The 19,468-nt window shown below is 74.9% G+C and carries 22 protein-coding genes; 11 read left to right on the top strand and 11 right to left on the bottom strand.

Going from position 1 to position 19,468, the window contains the following annotated elements; all coding sequences use genetic code 11:
- Window positions 1-5: 5 nt before the first annotated feature.
- From OSR43_RS08075 to OSR43_RS08065, 3 genes are all read right to left on the bottom strand, one after another.
- On the bottom strand, window positions 6-455 hold the full coding sequence (locus OSR43_RS08075) for an SAV_6107 family HEPN domain-containing protein (protein ID WP_302270758.1): 450 nt from the start codon (window positions 453-455) through the stop codon (window positions 6-8).
- Window positions 456-462: 7 nt separating this feature from the next.
- A complete protein-coding gene (locus OSR43_RS08070; RefSeq protein ID WP_302270756.1) occupies window positions 463-780 on the bottom strand; it encodes a DUF6504 family protein in 318 nt (105 codons plus the stop codon).
- A 283-nt stretch (window positions 781-1,063) separates the two neighbouring features.
- Entirely contained in the window at window positions 1,064-1,513 is a 450-nt protein-coding gene (locus tag OSR43_RS08065) for a hypothetical protein (RefSeq protein ID WP_302270754.1), read from the bottom strand.
- Between the two features lie 88 nt (window positions 1,514-1,601).
- Between OSR43_RS08065 and OSR43_RS08060 the strand changes: the two genes are divergently transcribed.
- The 4 genes from OSR43_RS08060 to OSR43_RS08045 are packed head-to-tail and all read left to right on the top strand — an operon-like array spanning window position 1,602 to window position 4,348.
- Window positions 1,602-2,075 carry a YbaK/EbsC family protein gene (locus OSR43_RS08060; protein WP_302270753.1) on the top strand — a complete coding sequence of 158 codons (474 nt, stop codon included), beginning with the start codon at window positions 1,602-1,604 and terminating at the stop codon, window positions 2,073-2,075.
- A gap of 8 nt (window positions 2,076-2,083) precedes the next feature.
- On the top strand, window positions 2,084-2,443 hold the full coding sequence (locus OSR43_RS08055) for an ArsC/Spx/MgsR family protein (RefSeq protein ID WP_302270752.1): 360 nt from the start codon (window positions 2,084-2,086) through the stop codon (window positions 2,441-2,443).
- Window position 2,444: 1 nt separating this feature from the next.
- Complete coding sequence (locus OSR43_RS08050) at window positions 2,445-3,032, top strand: DUF4126 domain-containing protein (RefSeq protein WP_302270751.1); 588 nt, start codon at window positions 2,445-2,447, stop codon at window positions 3,030-3,032.
- 17 nt (window positions 3,033-3,049) lie between these two features.
- Window positions 3,050-4,348: an NAD(P)/FAD-dependent oxidoreductase gene (locus OSR43_RS08045; protein WP_302270750.1), complete on the top strand. Its 1,299-nt coding sequence runs from the start codon at window positions 3,050-3,052 to the stop codon at window positions 4,346-4,348.
- A 6-nt stretch (window positions 4,349-4,354) separates the two neighbouring features.
- On the opposite strand, the gene metF is transcribed toward OSR43_RS08045, so the two are convergent.
- Window positions 4,355-5,245 (bottom strand): methylenetetrahydrofolate reductase [NAD(P)H], encoded by an 891-nt coding sequence (gene metF, locus OSR43_RS08040; protein ID WP_302270749.1) that lies wholly within the window; start codon window positions 5,243-5,245, stop codon window positions 4,355-4,357.
- 64 nt (window positions 5,246-5,309) lie between these two features.
- Between metF and OSR43_RS08035 the strand changes: the two genes are divergently transcribed.
- A complete protein-coding gene (locus OSR43_RS08035) occupies window positions 5,310-6,377 on the top strand; it encodes a polyprenyl synthetase family protein (protein WP_302270747.1) in 1,068 nt (355 codons plus the stop codon).
- 30 nt (window positions 6,378-6,407) lie between these two features.
- On the opposite strand, the gene OSR43_RS08030 is transcribed toward OSR43_RS08035, so the two are convergent.
- Genes OSR43_RS08030 through OSR43_RS08020 form a run of 3 tightly spaced genes read right to left on the bottom strand, consistent with a single transcriptional unit; the run spans window position 6,408 to window position 7,637 of the window.
- Complete coding sequence (locus OSR43_RS08030; RefSeq protein WP_302270745.1) at window positions 6,408-6,809, bottom strand: barstar family protein; 402 nt, start codon at window positions 6,807-6,809, stop codon at window positions 6,408-6,410.
- A gap of 10 nt (window positions 6,810-6,819) precedes the next feature.
- Window positions 6,820-7,254, bottom strand: a complete 435-nt coding sequence (locus OSR43_RS08025) for a ribonuclease domain-containing protein (protein WP_302270744.1) — start codon at window positions 7,252-7,254, stop codon at window positions 6,820-6,822.
- 8 nt (window positions 7,255-7,262) lie between these two features.
- Window positions 7,263-7,637 carry an Rv2175c family DNA-binding protein gene (locus OSR43_RS08020; protein WP_302270743.1) on the bottom strand — a complete coding sequence of 125 codons (375 nt, stop codon included), beginning with the start codon at window positions 7,635-7,637 and terminating at the stop codon, window positions 7,263-7,265.
- 131 nt (window positions 7,638-7,768) lie between these two features.
- Between OSR43_RS08020 and pknB the strand changes: the two genes are divergently transcribed.
- The 5 genes from pknB (at window position 7,769) to OSR43_RS07995 (ending at window position 14,035) form a co-directional block, all read left to right on the top strand.
- A complete protein-coding gene (gene pknB, locus OSR43_RS08015; protein ID WP_302270741.1) occupies window positions 7,769-9,925 on the top strand; it encodes a Stk1 family PASTA domain-containing Ser/Thr kinase in 2,157 nt (718 codons plus the stop codon).
- 17 nt (window positions 9,926-9,942) lie between these two features.
- Window positions 9,943-10,848 carry a deoxyribonuclease IV gene (locus OSR43_RS08010; RefSeq protein WP_302270740.1) on the top strand — a complete coding sequence of 302 codons (906 nt, stop codon included), beginning with the start codon at window positions 9,943-9,945 and terminating at the stop codon, window positions 10,846-10,848.
- The gene (locus OSR43_RS08005; RefSeq protein WP_302270739.1) at window positions 10,845-11,735 is read left to right on the top strand and encodes a DMT family transporter; all 891 of its coding nucleotides are present in this window, start codon (window positions 10,845-10,847) and stop codon (window positions 11,733-11,735) included. The genes OSR43_RS08010 and OSR43_RS08005 overlap by 4 nt, the downstream gene beginning before the upstream one ends.
- A gap of 242 nt (window positions 11,736-11,977) precedes the next feature.
- Window positions 11,978-13,027 carry a 3-deoxy-7-phosphoheptulonate synthase gene (gene aroF, locus OSR43_RS08000; RefSeq protein ID WP_302270738.1) on the top strand — a complete coding sequence of 350 codons (1,050 nt, stop codon included), beginning with the start codon at window positions 11,978-11,980 and terminating at the stop codon, window positions 13,025-13,027.
- 120 nt (window positions 13,028-13,147) lie between these two features.
- Window positions 13,148-14,035 (top strand): hypothetical protein, encoded by an 888-nt coding sequence (locus tag OSR43_RS07995; protein WP_302270736.1) that lies wholly within the window; start codon window positions 13,148-13,150, stop codon window positions 14,033-14,035.
- Window positions 14,036-14,082: 47 nt separating this feature from the next.
- On the opposite strand, the gene OSR43_RS07990 is transcribed toward OSR43_RS07995, so the two are convergent.
- The 4 genes from OSR43_RS07990 to OSR43_RS07975 form a co-directional block, all read right to left on the bottom strand.
- Window positions 14,083-15,075, bottom strand: a complete 993-nt coding sequence (locus OSR43_RS07990; RefSeq protein WP_302270735.1) for a low specificity L-threonine aldolase — start codon at window positions 15,073-15,075, stop codon at window positions 14,083-14,085.
- Window positions 15,072-16,406, bottom strand: coding sequence for a class II 3-deoxy-7-phosphoheptulonate synthase (locus tag OSR43_RS07985; RefSeq protein ID WP_302270734.1), 1,335 nt, complete (start codon window positions 16,404-16,406; stop codon window positions 15,072-15,074). Before OSR43_RS07985 ends, OSR43_RS07990 begins: the two co-directional genes overlap by 4 nt.
- Window positions 16,407-16,482: 76 nt before the next feature.
- Window positions 16,483-17,931, bottom strand: coding sequence for an APC family permease (locus OSR43_RS07980; RefSeq protein ID WP_302270733.1), 1,449 nt, complete (start codon window positions 17,929-17,931; stop codon window positions 16,483-16,485).
- A gap of 106 nt (window positions 17,932-18,037) precedes the next feature.
- Window positions 18,038-18,613, bottom strand: a complete 576-nt coding sequence (locus OSR43_RS07975; protein WP_302270731.1) for a hypothetical protein — start codon at window positions 18,611-18,613, stop codon at window positions 18,038-18,040.
- Window positions 18,614-18,658: 45 nt separating this feature from the next.
- Here OSR43_RS07975 and OSR43_RS07970 point away from each other — a divergent pair, with 45 nt between their 5' ends.
- Complete coding sequence (locus tag OSR43_RS07970) at window positions 18,659-19,432, top strand: endonuclease/exonuclease/phosphatase family protein (RefSeq protein ID WP_302270730.1); 774 nt, start codon at window positions 18,659-18,661, stop codon at window positions 19,430-19,432.
- The last annotated feature ends 36 nt before the right edge of the window (window positions 19,433-19,468 follow it).

The raw sequence follows: 19,468 nt of genomic DNA, 5'->3' as shown, positions 1-19,468 counted from the left end.
GGTGCTCACCCCACCCGGCGCACGACGTGCACCTGGACCGGCGCGTGCGGCACCAGCCCGAGCGCCTGCTCGACCACGGCGAGGAACCGGTCGGAGTCGCGCACGAGGTCGTCGGCCTCCCGCTCGGTCACGGCGCGGCGCGAGCCGGCCTCGGCCGCCGCCCGCTTCGCGGCACCGGCCGCGAAGAACCGCGCCCACTCTTCCAGCTCGGGAGCGACCTCGGTCAGCAGCACCCAGGCGTTCTTCTGGGGGCGCCGCCGGGCCGGCGCCGGCCGGGCGCGGGCCGCCAGCAGGGCGGCGGCTGCGCGGAGCGCGGCGACGTGGGCGTGGGCGTAGCGCTCGGTGACCTCGGTCGCGGCGATCGCCTCGCTCAGCGACTCCGCGGACCGGGCCAGGTAGGCGTGGGTGGTCGCCGGCAGGGCGTAGGGGTTGGGCTGCTCCAGGGGGGACGGCACGACAGCCTCACTCCCCCGCACGGGCGCCGGCGGCGACGAGCTGCCACCGGCCCGCTCGCAGGTCGTGGGCCAGCTCGAAGACCCCGCCGCCGGCGAGGTCGTCCGCCCCGGCCGCCTGGTCGAGCCGTCCGCGGCCGGCGGCGACCCGCCACAGCTCGCGGCGCGGGAGCTCCTGGCTCCGCCGCTCCAGCACCTCGCGCACCTTCCACAGCCGGCCGCGCCAGAGGAACTGCGCGGGACCGCCCCGCGCCGCCTGCGCCTCCCCCGGCGGGCCGTCGAGCCCGCCCTCCCCGGTCCGCACCTCGACGGGGTCGTCGTACCGCACCACTCTCGCCTCGCTCCTCGGGCTCGCGCCCGGCTCCGTCGACCCCACGACCCCGGACATCGCGACCCGGCGGGGACGGGGGTCGAGGTCGCCCCCGCCGGTCGTTCGAACAGATGTTCGAACACGACGAAGGTACACCTCACCACCGACAGGTCGTCAAGACCCGCCGGTGGGGCCGGGGCCGTGCCGGCTCCGGCCGGGCTCCGGCCGGGCTGCGGCCGGGCTGCGGCCGGGCTGCGGCCGGGCTCGAGCGAGCTGCCGGGAGGGCTTCCCGCGCGGCGGGTCAGACGTGCGTGTCGGCGGGCGCGCGGCTCCCGCGCACGAAGCGCGAGGTCTCGGGGCTCCAGAGGAGGTACAGCAGTGCCGCGTCGACCACGAGGGAGACCACCGCGGCGAGCACGAAGGGCAGCGGCGGCTCGGTGCGCAGCCCGGCCAGGGTCGCGATCGCGGCCATCAGCACGACCAGCGCGAGGGAGTGGCGGGCCCAGTTGGCGCCGCCGCGCAGGAACGGCACCAGGGTGGCGACCAGACCCACGAACACGATGAGGAGCACCACCGCGACCGGGACGAAGGCGGGCTGCTCGATGTCGGCGTCGACCGGGTGGCCCGCGGACCAGGAGTCGAGGAGGTCGTCGCGCAGCACGACGGTGAGCACCGCCACCAGGACGGCCAGGCCGAGCAGCACGAGGAGCAGCTGCACCGCGCGACGGACCGACGTGGGCTGGGCTGTCATGCGGGCTCCTCGGGCGGGACGGGCGCGTGCGGACGGGCTGGCCGTGCGGGCCGGGCGCGGACCGGTGCTGGTGCCCTAGGGTCGCGCCATGACGACCGAGCACCCCTCGATCACACGCTTCCGCGAGGAGCACGCACGCCGCGGGGGCACGGGCGACGTCGTCATTCTGCCCGACTCCGTCCACACCGCGGCACTGGCCGCCGAGGCGCTCGGCTGCGAGGTCGGTGCCATCGCCAACAGCCTGGTGTTCGAGGCCGAGGGCGAGCCCGTGCTCGTGCTGACCTCGGGGGCGCACCGGGTCGACACCGCCAAGGTGGCCGCGACCGTCGGCGTGCCGCGTCTGCGGCGCGCGAGCGCGGAGCTGGTCCGCGCCGCCACCGGCCAGGTGATCGGTGGTGTCTCCCCCATCGGCCACCCCGCGCCGGTGCCGACCTACCAGGACCGCTGGCTGCGCCGGCACCCCGTGGTCTGGGCGGCGGCGGGCCACCCCGCCGCGGTGTTCTCGACGACGTACGACGAGCTGCAGGCGCTGACCGGCGCGACCGAGATCGACGTGGAGTGAGGAGCGCGATGGGCATCGAGATCTGGCTGAACCCCGCGTGCACGAAGTGCCGCACCGCCGTCGCCGAGCTGGACGCGGCCGGCGTCGACTACACCGTGCGCCGCTACCTCGACGACCCGCCGACGCCCGAGGAGCTGCGTGCGGTGGTGGACCGGCTGGGGCTGGAGCCGTGGGACGTCGCCCGGCCGAAGGAGACCCGGGAGGCCGGGATCGACCTGCCGCGCGAGCCCGCGAGCCGTGACGCCTGGCTCCGGGCGCTCGCCGCCCACCCGCGCGCGATCCAGCGGCCGATCCTCACCGCCTCGGACGGCACCACCGTCGTGGGCCGCGACCCCGGGTCGCTGGGCCGTGTGATCGAGCGGGGCTGAGGTGGAGTCGCTGGCGCTCGCGTTCTCCAGCGGGTGGGCGAGCGGCGTCAACGCCTACCTCGTCGTCCTGGTCCTCGGCGTCGCGGACCGCGTCGGCGGGCTGGAGCAGGTCCCCGACGCGCTCGGCCGCTGGGACGTGCTGGTGGTCGCGGCGTTCCTCTACGCGATGGAGTTCGTCGCCGACAAGATCCCCTACGTCGACTCCACCTGGGACGCGGTCTCGACGGCGATCCGCCCGACGGTCGGCGCCGTCGTCGGCGTGCTCCTCGCGGGCGACGCGCGCACGCTGGACCAGGCGGTGCTGGGCACCGTCGGCGGCGGCACGGCCCTGCTCTCCCACCTGGCCAAGGCCGGTGGCCGGCTGGCGATCAACACCTCGCCCGAGCCGGTCAGCAACGTCCTCGCGAGCATCACCGAGGACGTCGCCGTGCTGGGGGTCGTCTGGTTCGCGATCGAGCACCCGCGCGCGGCCGCCGGTGTCGCCGCGGTGCTGCTGGCCGGCGGCCTGGTCGCGCTCTACCTGTTGGCGCGGCTGGTCCGGCGCGGCTGGCGCCGCTGGCGGGGCCGGCCCGCCGGGGTGTCGGCGTAGCGCCCTAGGGTCGACCCGTGGCACGCGTGGTGGTCGTGGGAGGCGGGTACGCCGGTCTGGCGTCCTCCGTGCGTCTCGCCAAGCTCGGTCACGACGTGACGCTGCTCGAGCGCTCCCCCACGCTGGGCGGCGCGCTCGGCCGGGTGGAGGCCGACGGGTTCGCGTGGGACGCCGGGCCGACCTGGACCACGCTGCCCGCGGTGGTGCGCGACCTGTTCCGCAAGAGCGGGCGGCCGGTCGAGCGGGAGCTGGACCTGGTGCCGCTCGACGTGGTCCGTGAGCACCGGTTCGCCGACGGCACCCGCGTGACGGTCCCGGCCACCCGTGCGGCGCAGGTCGCCGCCTTCGACGAGCTCGGCCCCGGGCTGGGCCGGCGCTGGGTGGACCACGTCGCGTCGTACACCGACACGTGGGAGACGCTCCGCCGCGAGTACCTCGAGGTCCCGTGGGAGGCGGCCGCCCCCTCCCGCCCGCTCGCCGCCCTGCTGGGCAGCCGGGAGACCCTGCACCGCCGGCTCCGCAAGGTCTTCCGCGACGAGCGGCTCGCCCTGGTCGCCGGGCACCCGGCCGTCGCCGAGGGCCACGACCTGCGCAACGTCCCGGCCTGGGCCGGCGTGACGGCGTACGTCGAGCAGCGCTTCGGCGCGTGGACGGTCGAGGGCGGCATGGCCCGGCTGGCCGACGCGCTCGCGGACCGCCTCGGCACCCGCGGCGTCACCGTGCGGACCGGGACCACCGCCCGTGACCTCGTCGTGCGCGAGGGCCGGGTCGTGGCCGTCGACCTGGGCGGCGACCAGGTCGACGCCGACGTCGTGGTGGTGGCGGTCGACCCCCGCCTGCTGCCGACCCTCGCCCGGCACGTCGAGCGCACCATGCCGGCCATCCCCCCGGTGGTCGCCCACCTCGGGCTGGAGGGCGAGGTGCCCCACCTGCCGCACGAGGTCGTGCTCCACGGCGACCCGCTGCTGGTCGTGCGCACCGGCGGCCGGGCCCCGGACGGCGCCTCGGCCTGGACGGTGCACGGGCGCGGCCGGCTCGCCGAGGACATGCTGCGCGCGCTCGCCCGGCAGGGCCTCGACGTCCGCGCCGGGATGGTCACCCGGGTCGACCGCAGCCCGCGGGACCTGGTCGACGCCTGGAACGGCTCGCCCCTGGGCGTGCTGTGGCAGGGGCGAGCGACGGTGCGGCAGCGGCTCGGTCCCACGACGCCCGTCGCGGGGGTCTTCGCCGCCGGTGCGCACGCGACGCCGGGCGCCGGGCTGCCGTACGTCGGCCTCTCGGCCGCCCTGGTCGCGCAGGCGGTCGGGCCGGCCTGACCCGGGTCAGGCCGAGACGTTGAGCCGGTCGAAGATCTCCAGCGTCGCCCGGGAGCGGTTGAGCGTGTAGAAGTGCAGCCCCGGCGCGCCGCCGGCGAGCAGCTCCTCGCAGAGCTCGGCGGCCACGGTGATGCCCTCGGCGCGCACCGCGGCGGCGTCTCCGTCGTGGGCCGAGATCCGCGCGACGACCTCCGCCGGCACGTCGGCGCCGATCAGCTCGCCCTGCCGGCGGATCGCGGCGAGGTTCAGGATCGGCATGATGCCCGGGAGGATCGGCATGTCGACGCCCCGGTCGCGGACGCGCTCGACGAGGCCGAAGTAGTCGCGGGCCCGGAAGAACATCTGCGTGACCGCGAACTCCGCGCCCGCCCGCGCCTTCGCGACCAGCACGTCGGCGTCGTGGTCCAGCGACTCGGCGGTGGGGTGGCCCTCCGGGAACGCCGCCACGCCCACCCGGAAGTCGCCCCGGGACCGGGCGAGCTCGACCAGCTCGGTGGCGTAGGTCAGACCGCCGTCGGTGGGGGTCCAGGGCGATCGCGGCCCGTCCGAGGGGTCGCCGCGCAGTGCCATGACGTGCTGCACGCCCGCCTCGTGGTAGGCGTCGAGGATCGCCTCGAGCTCACCGCGCGTGTGGCCGACGCAGGTCAGGTGCGCCATCGGGATCATCGAGGTCTCCCGGGCGATCCGTCCGGTCACCCGCACGGTGGAGTCCCGCGTCGAGCCGCCCGCGCCGTAAGTCACCGACACGAAGGTCGGCCGGTAGGGCTCGAGGGCGCGGATCGCGTCCCAGAGCTGCTGCTCGCCGGCCTCGTCCTTGGGCGGGAAGAACTCGAACGAGAACGACTTGCCGCCCTCGCGGATCATCTCCGCGAGGGAACGCCCAGGTCCGGTCACCATGGCCCGAAGCGTACGGTCGGCGCCGCCCCCGGTCAGCATCCGTCCACCCTCTAGTCTCATCGGCGTGACGGCCACCGGTGGGGACCCCAGCACCTTCGGCGACCGGGTGCAGCAGGCGCTCGACTCCTTCCTGGACCAGCAGGCGGCCCGGCTGGCGCCGCTGGGTCCCGACGCCGAGCGGCTGATCACCGAGGCGCGCACCACGGTCCGCGGCGGCAAGCGGTTCCGCGCGTCGTTCTGCTGGTGGGGCCACCTCGCGATCGCCCCCGCGGCCGACGAGGACGCCCTGGTCCGCGCCTGCGCCGCCCTGGAGCTGCTGCACGCCAGCGCGCTGGTCCACGACGACCTGATGGACGCCTCCGACACCCGCCGCGGCCGGCCCGCGACCCACCGGCAGCTGGAGGCCGAGCACCGGGCGGCCGGCTGGACCGGTGACCCCGAGCAGTACGGCGCGGCCGCCGCGATCCTGCTCGGCGACATGCTGCTGAGCTGGGCCGACGAGCTGCTGCGCCGCTGCGGGCTGCCGCTCGCGCAGGTCGCCCCGGCGCTGGAGGTCTTCGACCTGTGCCGCTCGGAGGTGGTGGCCGGCCAGTTCCTCGACGTCTCCGTCCAGGCGCGCGGCCGCGCGGACGTCGGCACCGCGATGACCGTGCTGCGCTACAAGTCCGCGAAGTACTCCATCGAGCGCCCGCTCCACATCGGCGCCGCGCTCGCCGGCGCCGACGCGGCCGCGCTGGACGCGCTCTCGGCGTTCGGCCTGCCCCTCGGCGAGGCCTTCCAGCTGCGCGACGACCTGCTCGGCGTCTTCGGCGACCCGGCGACCACCGGCAAGCCGGCCGGCGACGACCTCGTCGAGGGCAAGCGGACGGTGCTGGTCGCGCTCGCCCTGGACGCCGCGCCGCCCGCGGACGCAGCGCTGCTCGACCGCTCGCTCGGCACGGCGCTGTCCGAGGCCGACGTGGACCGCCTGCGGGGGATCATCGACGCCTCGGGCGCCCGCGCCCAGGTCGAGGCGGTCATCGAGCAGCTCTCCGACCTCGCGGTCGCCGCCCTGGACCGGGCCACGGCCGACCCCGCGGCCCGCGAGGCCCTCCGGGCCCTGGCCGCCGCCGCGACCCAGCGCACCGTCTGACTCCTCCGGGGTGCCGTCGCCGCTCGGCGCTCAGTCGAGCAGCGGCACGTCGACGTCGGGACCCTCGCCGCGCAGCAGGACCGCGAGGCCGGAGCCGCCGAGCAGCCGGCGCACGACCGCGAAGCTCCGCGGGTCCTCGCGGGCCAGCGGGCCCCAGCCGTCCCAGAGCAGCACGGTCCGGTCGGTGTCGAGGTCACGCAGGCAGTCGGCGAGTGCGTCGAGGTTGCGGCCCCACCAGTCCGGCAGCGCCAGTGCCTCGCCGAGCGCCTCGAGCGTCTCCGCGCGGGTCGGGTGGACCCAGCCGTCGAGGTGGGCGAACCGCCAACCGGCGTGCTCGACCGTGTGCCGCACGTCGGGCACGTCGGAGGCCGCCTCCCACCGGTGCACGCCCGGCCGGACCCGCCCGGCCAGCAGCGCCGCGAGGCCGCTCACGTGCCCTCGCTCACGGCAGGACCTCGGCGAAGGTCGCGTAGTGGTCCTCGGTCCAGTAGTACTCCCGCGGCTCCCCCGCCACGATCCGCCGCGGCCCGCGGTGCCCGAGGCCGGGGGTGGGGACGGTGTACTCCCGGTAGTAGCCGTCCCGGCGCTCCGGGAGCAGCCCCTCGTAGTTGTGGAAGACCGTGCCGTCGTGCGCGGGCTCGGGGAACGGACCGCCGTCCTCGATCAGCTCGACGGTCTCCTGCGCCTCGACGGGGAGGTCGGCGAGCCCGACCGTGGGCAGCCCCGAGGACCCGGTGCGGGTCGTCCCCGTGCCCGCGTCGGTGGCGCGGTCCGGCGCGGCCGGGTCGCCGCCGGTGACGAGCGCGCCGAGGACGACGAGCAGGACGACGACGACCAGTGACGCGACGGCTCGCGTGCGGGCGCTGGTGCGGGGCACGCGCAGGCTCAGAAGGCCATCGCCTGGGCGCGGCGCTTGACCTCCGAGCCGCGGTTCTCGCGCAGCGCGTCGATGGGCCGGCCCGGCAGCGCCTGGTCGAGGAAGAGCCAGGCGATGCACTCGCGATCGTCGTACCCGCCGTCGTGCAGCACGGTCAGCAGCCCGGGCAGCCCCTTGACCGGGAAGCCGTCCTGGATGAAGTCGGCCGGGACCTGCTGGCCGGCGCCCGGAGCGGGCACGGCGGCGGCGAGCTCGTGGTCGCGGATCATCGTGCGGACCTTGCCGACGGTGACGCCGAGCCGGCGGGCGGCCTCGGCCCAGTCGATCCACTCGGGCACGAGGGCGGCGAGGTCGTGGTCGGCGAGCGGGATGTCCTCGGTCATGGGGCACATCCTCCCATCCGGGCGCCGTGCTCCGCGCCACGCCGGGGGCCCGGCTCAACCCGCCGGAGGCGCCGCCCTCCGTACGATGTCCCCGTCGAGGACTTCCCCCCTCGGCACGCAGGAGGGTCGCCGTGACGCCACACCGTCATGCCCGGTCGGGCTCGGACGCGCCTTCGGCCGACCCCACGGGACGCCCGCCGGCGGGGCAGCGGCTGGACGGCCGCCTGCTCGACGGGCGCTACCGGATCGGCCCGCGCATCGCCCGCGGCGGCATGGCCAGCGTCCACGAGGCCACCGACCTCCGCCTGGACCGCACCGTGGCGGTCAAGGTGATGCACCCGGGCCTCGGCGACGACGAGGAGTTCGCCGCCCGCTTCGTGCGGGAGGCCCGCGCCGCCGCGCGGCTCTCGCACCCGAACGTCGTGGGCGTCCACGACCAGGGCGACGACGACGGCGTGGTGTTCCTCGTCATGGAGCTCGTGGCCGGGCACACCCTGCGCGACGTCATCGCCAAGGAGAGCCCGATGCCCCCGGCGCGGGCGCTGGCGCTGCTCGAGCCGGTGCTCTCCGCGCTGGCCGCCGCGCACCGGGCCGGCCTGGTCCACCGCGACGTGAAGCCCGAGAACGTCCTCATCGCCACCGACGCCGACACCGGCGCGACCGTCGTGAAGGTCGCCGACTTCGGGCTGGCCAAGGCCGTCAGCGCCGACACCCAGCACACCGCGACCGGTGGCGTGCTCATCGGCACCGTCTCCTACCTGGCCCCCGAGCTGGTCGTCGACGGCCGTGCGGACGCCCGCGCGGACGTGTACGCCGCCGGCGTCCTGCTCTTCGAGCTCCTCACCGGCCGCAAGCCGCACGAGGGCGAGTCGCCGATCCAGGTCGCCTACAAGCACGTCCACGAGGACGTCCCGCTCCCCTCGACCCTGGTCCGCGGCCTGCCGGCGTACGTCGACGCGCTGGTGGCCCGCGCGACCGCCCGCGACCGCGGGCAGCGGCCCGCCGACGCCGGCGTGCTGCTGCACCAGCTGCGCCGGGTGGCCACCGCCGTGGCGACCGGGGTCGACGACGACCCCGACCTGGTGGCCGACCTGATGCCGCGGCCCCCGGTGGCCGGCGACACCGCCGAGCACACCCAGCTGCTGATGCGCCCGACCGAGGTGCCGCCCGCCGTCGAGCGGGCCGAGGCGGCCGGGACCGGCGGCGTCGGCGCGGTCTCGCGCACCGCCGACACGGCGGCCGACCCGCTCGAGGGCGCCCGTCCCGACGGCACCTGGGACGACGAGGAGATGGCGGCGCTGCTCGCGCCCGGCCCGGTCACCTCGCCGACCGCGCCGCCGCCGACCGAGCGGACCACGACCGTCCGGGTGCCCGTCGAGCCCGCCCCGCGGCGTACCCGCCGGTCCCGGAGGGGCCTGCTCGCGCTCGTCCTCGCCGTGCTCCTCGCGGCCGGGGTGGGCACGGGTGCCTGGTGGTTCGGGTTCGCGCGCTGGACGACCACGCCGGGCGTGATCGGGCTGGACCGGACCGCCGCGGTCGAGCGCCTCGAGGCCGCCGGTCTGGAGGCCGAGGTCGGCCCGCGGGCGTTCTCGCGCACGGTGCCCGCCGGCGAGGTGGTGTCCACCGACCCCGCGGCCGGCGACCGGGTGCTCGACGGCGGCACGGTGACCGTGACGATCAGCAAGGGCGAGGAGTTCTACGACGTCCCGAAGCTGCGAGGCCTGACCGAGGACGAGGCGCAGGACGTGCTCGCCGAGCTCAAGCTGGAGTTCGGCGGGTCGCGGCTGAAGTGGTCCGAGGACGTCGACGAGGGCGTCGTGATGGCGAGCGACCCCGAGCCCGGGACGACGCTGCGTCCGGGGTCCGTCGTGGACCTCGTGGTCTCCAAGGGCCGCAAGCCGATCACCGTCAAGGACTGGACCGGCAAGGACGCCGGCACCGCCCGCGAGCGGATGGAGAAGCAGGGGCTGGTCGTCGAGGTCGTCGAGGAGGAGCACTCCGACACCGTCGCCGAGGGCGACGTCATCAGCCAGGACCCGGTCGGGACGACCCTCTACCGCGGCGACACGGTGGCCCTGGTGGTCTCCCTCGGCCCGGAGCTCGTCACCGTCCCGAACGTCAAGGCGTCCGGCGTCGACGCGGCCACCACGGAGCTCGAGGCCCTCGGCTTCCGGGTCGAGACCCGCAAGGCCTTCGGCTACCTCGGCCTGGGCTACGTCTTCTCCACCGACCCCGGCGCCGGTGCCGAGGTGCCGAAGGGCTCGACGATCACGCTCACGCTCATCTGAGCGGGTAATCTCCGCGGGTGCTCGACCCGGACCAGCTCGTCTCGAGGAACCCCGTCGGCACCCACGTCGTCGTCGGCAGGGGCCTGGTCGCAGGCGCCCTGGCCTCGGCCGACGAGCTCGGGTGCGAGACCTTCCAGGTCTTCTGCGGCAACCCCCGCGGTTGGGCGCTGAGCGCCGGCCGGCCCGCGGAGGACGCGGCGTTCCGGGCGGAGGTCGAGCGGCGCGGCACGCGGGTGTTCGTGCACGCGCCGTACCTCGTCAACCTCGGCTCCCCCACCGCGCTCACCTACGAGCGCTCGGTCGCGAGCGTCGCGCACAACCTGCGGCGCGCGGCCGAGATCGGAGCCGAGGGCGTGGTCGTGCACACCGGGTCCTACGTCGCGCCCGACGACACCAGCGAGCGGTACGACGCCGCCCTGCGCCAGGTCCGCGAGGGCCTGCTGCCGCTCCTGGACACCCTGGAGGACGACCCCGCCGGCGACGCGCCCTGGCTGCTGCTCGAGCCCACGGCCGGGCAGGGGCGCTCGCTCTGCGCAGGGGTGGACGACCTCGCGCCGTACCTCGCGGCGCTCGAGCACCACCCGAAGGTCGGCATCTGCCTCGACACCTGCCACGTCTTCGCCGCGGGCGCGCCGCTGGACGAGCCGGGCGGCGCCGCGGCCACCCTCGACCGGCTCGTCGAGGTCGCCGGGCCCGGCCGCCTGCGGCTGGTCCACGCCAACGACTCGATGGACGTCCGCGGGGCGTTCAAGGACCGGCACCAGAGCATCGGCGCCGGCCACATCGGCGTCGAGCCGTTCCTCGAGCTCTTCGCCCACCCCGCGACCGAGGGCGTGCCGTTCGTGGCCGAGACACCCGGGTCGCGGGAGGTCGGCGGCGACGTGCAGGTGCTGCAGGAGCTGCGCGCCAAGGCGCTGGGGTGACCGAGCGGCGCACCACCCTGCTCGCGACGGTCGCGCTCCTGGCGATGACCGCCTGCTGGGGGTCGACGTTCTTCCTGATCAAGGACCTCCTCGACCGGGTGCCGACGCTGGACTTCCTGGCGGTCCGGTTCGCGATCGCCGGCGTCGTGATGGTGCTCGTCGCGCCCCGCGCCGTGCTGCGGCTCTCCCCCGCCTCCCGGCGCAACGCGCTCGTGCTCGGCGGCGTGTACGGCGTCGCGCAGATCCTGCAGACCGCCGGCCTCGCGCACACCGCGGCGTCGGTCTCGGGCTTCATCACCGGCATGTACGTCGTGCTCACCCCGCTCCTAGCGGCGCTGCTGCTCCGCTCGCGGATCTCGGGGGCCACCTGGGCCGCCGTCGCGCTGGCCACCGCCGGGCTCGGCGTGCTCACCCTCGACGGCCTCTCGCTGGGGTACGGCGAGGCGATCACGCTGGTCAGCGCCGTGCTCTACGCGCTGCACATCGTGGGGCTGGGCGCCTGGTCGAACGCCCGGGAGGCGCTCGGCATGTCGATCGTGCAGCTGCTGGTGATCGCCGTCGTCTGCCTTGTCGCCACCGCACCGGACGGGATCGTGCTGCCGCCGACGCCGGCCGACTGGCTCTCGGTCGTCTACATGGCGCTCTTCGCCGGCGCGCTCGCCCTCATCGGCCAGACCTGGGCGCAGGCCCACCTCGCACCGACCCGCACCGCGATCATCATGAGCATCGAGCCGGTCTTCGCGGCCTTCTTCGCCGTCCTCCTCGGCGGTGAGTCGGTCACCGGCCGGATGGTCGCCGGCGGCCTGATGGTGCTCGCCGCGATGCTGGTGGTCGAGGCGCTCCCCCGGCGCAAGGTCGAGGGCGAGGTCCAGCACCTGGTCGTCTGAGCCCCGGTTTCTGACCCACCGGTCCCACATGGTGGAAAAGCCCGCGGGCCGCGCCGGGCCGGGCGGCTAGGTTCCTGCTCGTGACGCGCACCTATTTCTTTGGACGCCAGCCGGGAGCACCCGTGCCGGCCGTCCTGTCCTAGGTACGCCGCACTCCATCCAACGCCCCCGGCTCCGGCCAGCGGGGCGTTGCGCGTCTCGGGGGCCGGAGCCGTCCGGGCCGCTCGAGAAAGAGGAACACCATGGTCGTCGTCATGTCCCCGGACGCCACCGACTCCGACGTCGCGAACGTCGTCGCCCGCGTCGAGGGCGTCGGCGGTGAGGCCTTCGTCAGCAAGGGCGTCGTCCGGACCATCATCGGTCTGGTCGGCGACATCGAGTCCTTCCACCACCTCAACCTGCGCACCCTCCCCGGGGTCGCCGACGTCCACCGCATCTCCGACCCCTACAAGCTGGTCAGCCGCCAGCACCACCCCGAGCGCAGCACCGTCTGGGTGGGCCCGGCCGGCCGCCAGGTGCCGATCGGCCCGGACACCTTCACCTTCATGGCCGGTCCGTGCGCGGTGGAGACCCCGGAGCAGACGCTCGCCGCGGCGCAGATGGCCAAGGGCGCCGGCGCCACGATCCTGCGGGGCGGGGCCTACAAGCCGCGCACCTCGCCGTACGCCTTCCAGGGCCTGGGGGTCCGGGGCCTGGAGATCCTCGCCGAGGTCGGGCAGGCGACCGGCCTCCCCGTGGTGACCGAGGTGGTCGACGCCCGCGACGTCGGCGTCGTGGCCGAGCACGCCGACATGCTGCAGATCGGCACCCGGAACATGGCCAACTTCGGGCTGCTCCAGGCCGTGGGCCGGGCCGGCAAGCCGGTGCTGCTCAAGCGCGGCATGACCGCGACCATCGAGGAGTGGCTGATGGCGGCGGAGTACATCGCCCAGCGCGGCAACCTCGACGTCGTCCTCTGCGAGCGCGGCATCCGCACCTTCGAGCCGGCCACCCGCAACACCCTCGACATCTCCGCGGTGCCGGTCGTGCAGGCCACCAGCCACCTGCCCGTCATCGTGGACCCCAGTCACGCGGCGGGCCGCAAGGACCTGGTCGTGCCGCTGTCGCGGGCAGCGGTGGCCGTGGGCGCCGACGGCATCATCGTCGACGTGCACCCCGAGCCGGAGACCGCGCTGTGCGACGGCCCGCAGGCGCTGCTCGGCAACGAGCTGCGCGAGCTGGCCCAGGCCGTGCGCCGGCTCCCGCCGATGGTCGGCCGGGTCGACTCCGCCGAGCTGAGCCGGACGGCCTGACCGGTCCGCGGGGGCCGCTCGCTACGCTCGACCCCCGTGGAGTACTGCACGGCCTGCGGCACGCGGCTCGGACCGGGTCGCGCCTGTCCCGGCTGCGGCCGGCCAGTCGAGGGCCCGGACATGTCCGACTGGCGCACCGACACCGCGGAGCGACCGGCGGTCAAGGACGTCCCGCCCGCGCCGCGCTATCCCCTGTACGCCGACGAGGCCGCGCCGGTCACCGACCCCGGTGAGCGGCGCGGCGCCCGTGCGGCCGGAGCCGCCGGCGGCACGCGGGGCGCCCGGGGCACGTGGCTGCCGTGGGCGGCCGGAGTCGCGACGCTCGCGCTCCTCGGCGGCATCGGGACCGCGCTCGTCCTCGGTGGCGACGAGCCGGCGGACGAGGCCACCTCCTCCACGGCGGACGACGCGGCCTCCTCCGCCCCGGCCGTCCCGAGCACCTCGTCCTCGCCGACGGCACCCGACCCCCAGCCCCGGCGCCCGGCGGGCGAGCTGAGCCGGAAGCCCAAGCCCCGCGACCCCGAGGACGTCACGGCCGAGGCCCGGGTGGCGGTCCCGGCCACCGCGCCGGTCAGCCAGGGGCTCGACGGCACCCGCACGGCGTACGACGCCGGGAACCTGCTCGACGGCGACCGCACCACCGCGTGGCGGATGCGCGGCGACGGCACCGGCTCCGAGCTGGTCATCCGCCTGGACCGGCCCACGACCGTGACCCGGGTGGGCCTCGTCAACGGCTACGCCAAGCGCGCCCGCGGCGGCCGCGGCGGCGTGCTCGACTGGTACACCGGCAACCGGCGGGTCCTCGCCGTCGAGTGGGTGCTCGACGACGGGACCGTCGTCCCCCAGCGCCTCATCGAGTCGCGCTCGGTGCAGACCACCGAGGTCGGCGCCATCACGACCGAGCGGCTGCGGCTGCGCCTGGTCGAGGTCAGCTCCCCCGGCTCCGGCCGGGCCGGGCGCGACTACACCGCGATCAGCGAGCTGTCGGTCGTCGGCCTGCCCGGCTGACAGGCCGCCGCTGCCGGCGACCGGCCGGCGGCCGCGGAGGCGCAGGGTCAGAGGGCCCCGAGGGTGACGGCGGCCTTCTCGGCGTCCGCACGGGTGACGTCGAGGTGGGTGACCAGCCGGACCGTGGCCGGGCCGACCATGGAGACGCGGACGCCCGCCTCGGCGGCGCGGGCGACGAACTCGGGCGCGTCGGGGCGCGGCACGACCACGATGTTGGTGTCCACGGTCGCGGGGTCGACGCCGCAGGCCTCCGCCAGCAGCCGCGCGTGCGCGTGGTCGTCGGCCAGCCGCTCGACGTGGTGGTCCAGGGCGTGCAGCCCGGCGGCCGCGAGGACCCCGACCTGGCGCATCCCGCCACCCATCCGCTTGCGCCACACGCGGGTCTCGGCGATCACGTCGGCCGACCCGATCGTCAGCGAGCCGACCGGGGCGCCGAGCCCCTTGGACAGGCAGACGGCCATGACGTCGGCGACGGCGCCGTACTCCGCGAACGGCGTGCCGGTCGCGACGTGGGCGTTCCAGATCCGCGCGCCGTCGACGTGGACGGTCGACCCGGCCGCGGTGGCGAGCTCGCGGAGGTCCTGCAGGTCCTCGATCGGCAGCACCGCGCCGCCGGCGAAGTTGTGCGTGCACTCCACCGAGATCGCCGCGGTCCGCACGAAGAACGGGCCGAGGTCCGGCGCGTGCATCTGCCGCACCATCGCCAGGTCGACCTGGCCGCGCGGGTGGAACCAGGTGCGCATCGTGATCCCGCTGTACGCCGCGTGGGCGCCGAGCTCGGCGCGCGCGATGTGCGCGGAGGCCTCGCAGAGCACCTCCTGCCCCGGCTGCACGAGCGCCCGGACGGCCAGCACGTTGGCCATCGAGCCGGTCGGCATGAACAGCGCGGCCTCGTGGCCGAACATCTCGGCCACCCGCTCCTCGAGCGCCAGGACGGTCGGGTCCTCGCCGTACACGTCGTCGCCCACCTCGGCGCGCGCCATCGCCTGGCGCATCGCCTCGGTCGGACGGGTCAGGGTGTCCGAGCGGAGGTCGATCATGCCTTGCGGAGCATCTCTGCGACGAGGAAGGCGAGCTCGAGGGACTGCACACGGTTGAGGCGCGGGTCGCACACCGACTCGTAGCGCACGCCGAGGCCGTCCTCGAGCAGCTCCTCGCCGCCGCCGACGCACTCGGTGACGTCGTCACCGGTGAGCTCGACGTGGAGGCCGCCGGGCCAGGTGCCCAGCGAGCGGTGGACGTCGAAGAAGCCCTGGACCTCGTCGATCACGTCGTCGAAGCGGCGGGTCTTGTAGCCCGAGCTGGCCTCGAAGGTGTTGCCGTGCATCGGGTCGCACACCCACGCGACCTCGACGCCCTCGGCGGCGACCTTCTCCACCAGGTGCGGCAGGCCGTCGCGGATCCGACCGGCCCCGAAGCGGGTGATGAACGTCAGCCGGCCCGGCTCGTTGAGCGGGTTGAGCCGCGCGGCCAGCGCGAGCGCGTCGTCCGGGGTGGTGGACGGGCCGAGCTTGACGCCGATCGGGTTGCGGATGTGGCTGAGCAGCTCGACGTGGGCGTTGTCTAGCTGGCGGGTGCGCTCGCCGATCCAGACCATGTGGCCGGAGACGTCGTAGGGCATCTGGGTGCGCGAGTCGATGCGCGTCAGGGCGTGCTCGTACTCCAGCACCAGCGCCTCGTGGCTGGAGTGGAAGTCGACCCGGTGGAACTCGTCGGGGTCGGCGCCGATCGCGGACATGAACGTCAGGGCGCGCTCGATCTCGTTGGCGACCGCCTCGTAGCGCTGGCCGACCGGCGACTCCTTGACGAAGTCGGTGTTCCAGGTGTGGACCTGGCGCAGGTCGGCGTAGCCGCCGGTGGTGAACGCGCGCACCAGGTTCAGGGTGGCCGCGGAGCTGTTGTAGACGTCGACGAGGCGCTGCGGGTCCGGCACGCGCGACTCGGGGGTGAAGTCGAAGCCGTTGACCGCGTCCCCTCGGTAGGCGGGGAGCGTCACGCCGTCGCGGGTCTCGAAGTCCGAGGAGCGCGGCTTGGCATACTGCCCCGCGATCCGGCCGACCTTGACCACCGGCACCGACGCGGCGTACGTCAGCACGACGGCCATCTGCAGCAGCACGCGCAGCTTGTTGCGCACGTTGTCGGCGGTGACGCCGGCGAAGGTCTCGGCGCAGTCGCCGCCCTGGAGGAGGAACGCCTCGCCGCGCGTGACGGCGGCGATCTTCTCCTTGAGGTCGTCGCACTCGCCGGCGAAGACGAGGGGCGGGGCGGTGCGCAGCGTGGCGACCGCGGCGTCGACGGCGCCCGAGTCGGGGTACGTCGGCTGCTGGGCGGGGCCCAGCGCGTGCAGGGTCGCGAGGTCGGGGATGCTCACCGGTCCAGGGTACGTCCGGGCCGGGGCGCCCCCCGCATCAGCGGACCGGCCCGAGACGGGGCCCCGGGCCCCCGGCTCAGTCCTCCATGTGCTCGATGTCGCGGAAGCCGGTCTTCTTCGCGCGCACGCCGCGGTTGGTCAGCCACGTCAGCGCCCACAGCACGATGCCGATGACCAGCAGCCCGAGGGCGATCTCGTAGACGATCGGCTCCCGGTCCACCCAGGGACCGAGGAGGAACGCAGTAGCCAGGGCGGCGATCGCCGGGGTGATCCCCGGGGACCGGAAGCCGCCGCGCTGGCCGTCGCGGCGCAGCACCAGGCAGGCGACGTTGACGATCGTGAAGACGCCGAGGAGCAGCAGCGAGGTGACGCTGGCGAGGTTGACGACCACCTCGTCCTCGGCGCGGTTGGCGACGTACACGATGAGGGCGAGGGCCAGGACCGTGGAGAAGGCGATGCCGACGTACGGCGAGCGGCGCTTGTGCGAGACCTTGCCCAGCGTCCGCGGGAGGACGTCCTGGCGGGCCAGGCCGTAGAGCAGGCGGCTGGCCATCAGCATGTTGATCAGCGAGGTGTTGGCGACGGCGAAGACCGCGAGGAACGGGAAGATCCGGTCGATCGGGAAGTCGGGGGCGCCGACCCGGACCACCTCGAGCAGGGCCCGGCCGTCGGGAGCGTTGGCGATCTGGTCGGAGGTCAGCACCGCCACGGTCGAGACGGCGACGAGCATGTAGATGATCACCGCGATGCCGAGGCCGGTGATCATCGTGCGCGGGAAGATCCGCTCGGGGTCCTTGGTCTCCTCGACCATGTTGACCGAGTCCTCGAAGCCGACCATGGCGAAGAACGCGATCGACGTGGCGGCGGTGACGGCGAGGAACAGCCCCTTGTCGCCGGAGTCCTCGAAGGTGACGATCCGGTCGTAGTCGGCCTTGCCCTGCGTCATCGCGTAGACGCCGACGCCGATCACGATGGCGAGCGCGGTGATCTCGATCAGGGTGAGCACGACGTTGAACTTCACCGACTCCCCGACGCCACGCAGGTTGATCAGCGCGAGCAGCAGCATGAAGCCGAGCGCGATCGCGGTGATGACGCCGGTGCTCGGCTCGGAGTCCAGCCACTCGTTGGCGACCAGGCCGCCGGTGAGGTTCTGCGCCAGCACGTTCGCCGAGGTCGAGGCGCTGGTGATGCCCGAGCAGATGACGGCGAACGCGACCAGGAACGTCACGAAGTGGATGCCGAAGGCCTTGTGGGAGTAGAGCGCGGCACCCGCGGCCTGCGGGTACTTGGTGACCAGCTCGAGGTAGGACAGCGCGGTCAGCGTCGCGACCGCGAAGGCCACGAGGAACGGCAGCCACACGATGCCGCCGACGACCCCCGCCATCTGCCCGGTGACGGCGTACACGCCCGCGCCGAGGATGTCGCCGACGATGAAGAGGAGCAGGAGCCGAGGCCCCATCACCCGCTTCAGCTCGGGCTCACCCGATGCGGTGGTGGACTCGGTGGTGGTGGCTCCCGTGCTCATGCGGCTCCCTTGCCCCGGCGATCACCTGGGAAAACACCGTGCCATGCCGGGGACCAGACCGCCAGGGTCCGCGCCGGATCCGCCGCGGCCGGGTCGGGCGGCGGGGTCAGGCGGCCGCGTCGACGGCGTCGATGACCCCGAGCCGCTCGAGCAGCACCAGGAAGGCCACGGCGAAGTCGTTCGCGGCGGTGTCGGCGCGCACCTGCTCCCAGTCGACCTGCTCGCGCACCGCCCGCGCGACAGGGAGCGTCCTGCCGAAGTCGCAGGCGTGCTCCTCCATCGCGTTGAGCCGCTGCCCCATCAGCTCGGTCGCCGAGAGCACCGGCATCTGCACCGACTCCACCTCGATCTGGTCGACGTGGGTCAGCACCTCGCGCTGGACCGGGACCCCGTTGGTCCGGAACAGCAGGTCGACCATCGCGCCGTCGACGAAGACCTTGAACAGCCAGTCCTCCGGCGGCTGGACGACGTCGAGCCCCTCCGCGGCGAGCAGCTCGGCCGCCTGCGGGGCGTCGTCCTCGGCGACGACGAAGTCGACGTCGTGCTCGGGCTCCGGCCCGCCGCGCGCCCACAGGGCGTACCCACCGGCCAGCGCGAAGGGCACGTCGCCCTGCTTGAGGGTCACCGCGACCCGCTTGAGCGCCTCCCGCAGGGGGTGGAGGTCCGGGATGCCGTGGCTCACGCCGAGCGGTGTACCCGTCGGGCGGCACGGGTACACGGCCGTCCGATGCGCCTGGTTACCTTCAACATCCTCAACGGACGCCACCCGGCCGACGACCACGTCGACGTGGACGCCTTCGCCGCGGCCGTGCGCTCCCTGGACGCCGACGTGCTCGCGCTGCAGGAGGTAGACCGCAACCAGCCCCGGTCGGGGCACGCCGACCTGACGGCCGTCGCGGCCGAGGCGATGGGCGCGACCGACAGCCGGTTCGTGGCGGCGCTCAGCGGCAGCCCGGGTGCGACCTGGGTCGCGGCGACCGGCGAGGAGCAGCCCGACGCTGCGGCGTACGGCATCGCGCTGCTCAGCCGACGCCCGGTGCGGGCCTGGCAGATCATCCGGCTCCCGGTGCTGCGCACCCGCGTGCCGATGAAGTTCCGTGACAGCCTGCTGCCGACCCTGGTCCAGGACGAGCCGCGGGTCGCCGTGGCCGCCGACGTCGAGACCGGTGGGGCGACGGGCAGCGGCGTCATCACCGTCGCCAACACCCACCTGTCGTTCGTGCCGTGGTGGAACGGTCGCCAGCTGCGCTCGCTGGTCTCCTCCCTCGACACCTCCCAGCGGCCGCTGGTGGTCGTCGGGGACCTCAACATGGACGGCGAGCGCGCGGTCCGCACGACGCGGATGCGTGCCCTGGCCGCGCACCCGACGTTCCCCTCGCACGCGCCCGGCGAGCAGCTGGACCACGTGCTCGCCGACGGCGACGTCTCGGTCCGGGCGACCGAGGCCCGCGAGATGGCGCTCTCGGACCACCGGGCGCTGGTCGTCGACCTGGTGCTCTGACGCCCTCCGTCCGACGCGGCCCGCGGACCCCTCGCG

This window comes from Nocardioides sp. Arc9.136 (assembly GCF_030506255.1).
In the GTDB taxonomy this organism is placed as follows: domain Bacteria; phylum Actinomycetota; class Actinomycetes; order Propionibacteriales; family Nocardioidaceae; genus Nocardioides.
This window is presented reverse-complemented; position numbering and strand designations above follow the sequence as displayed.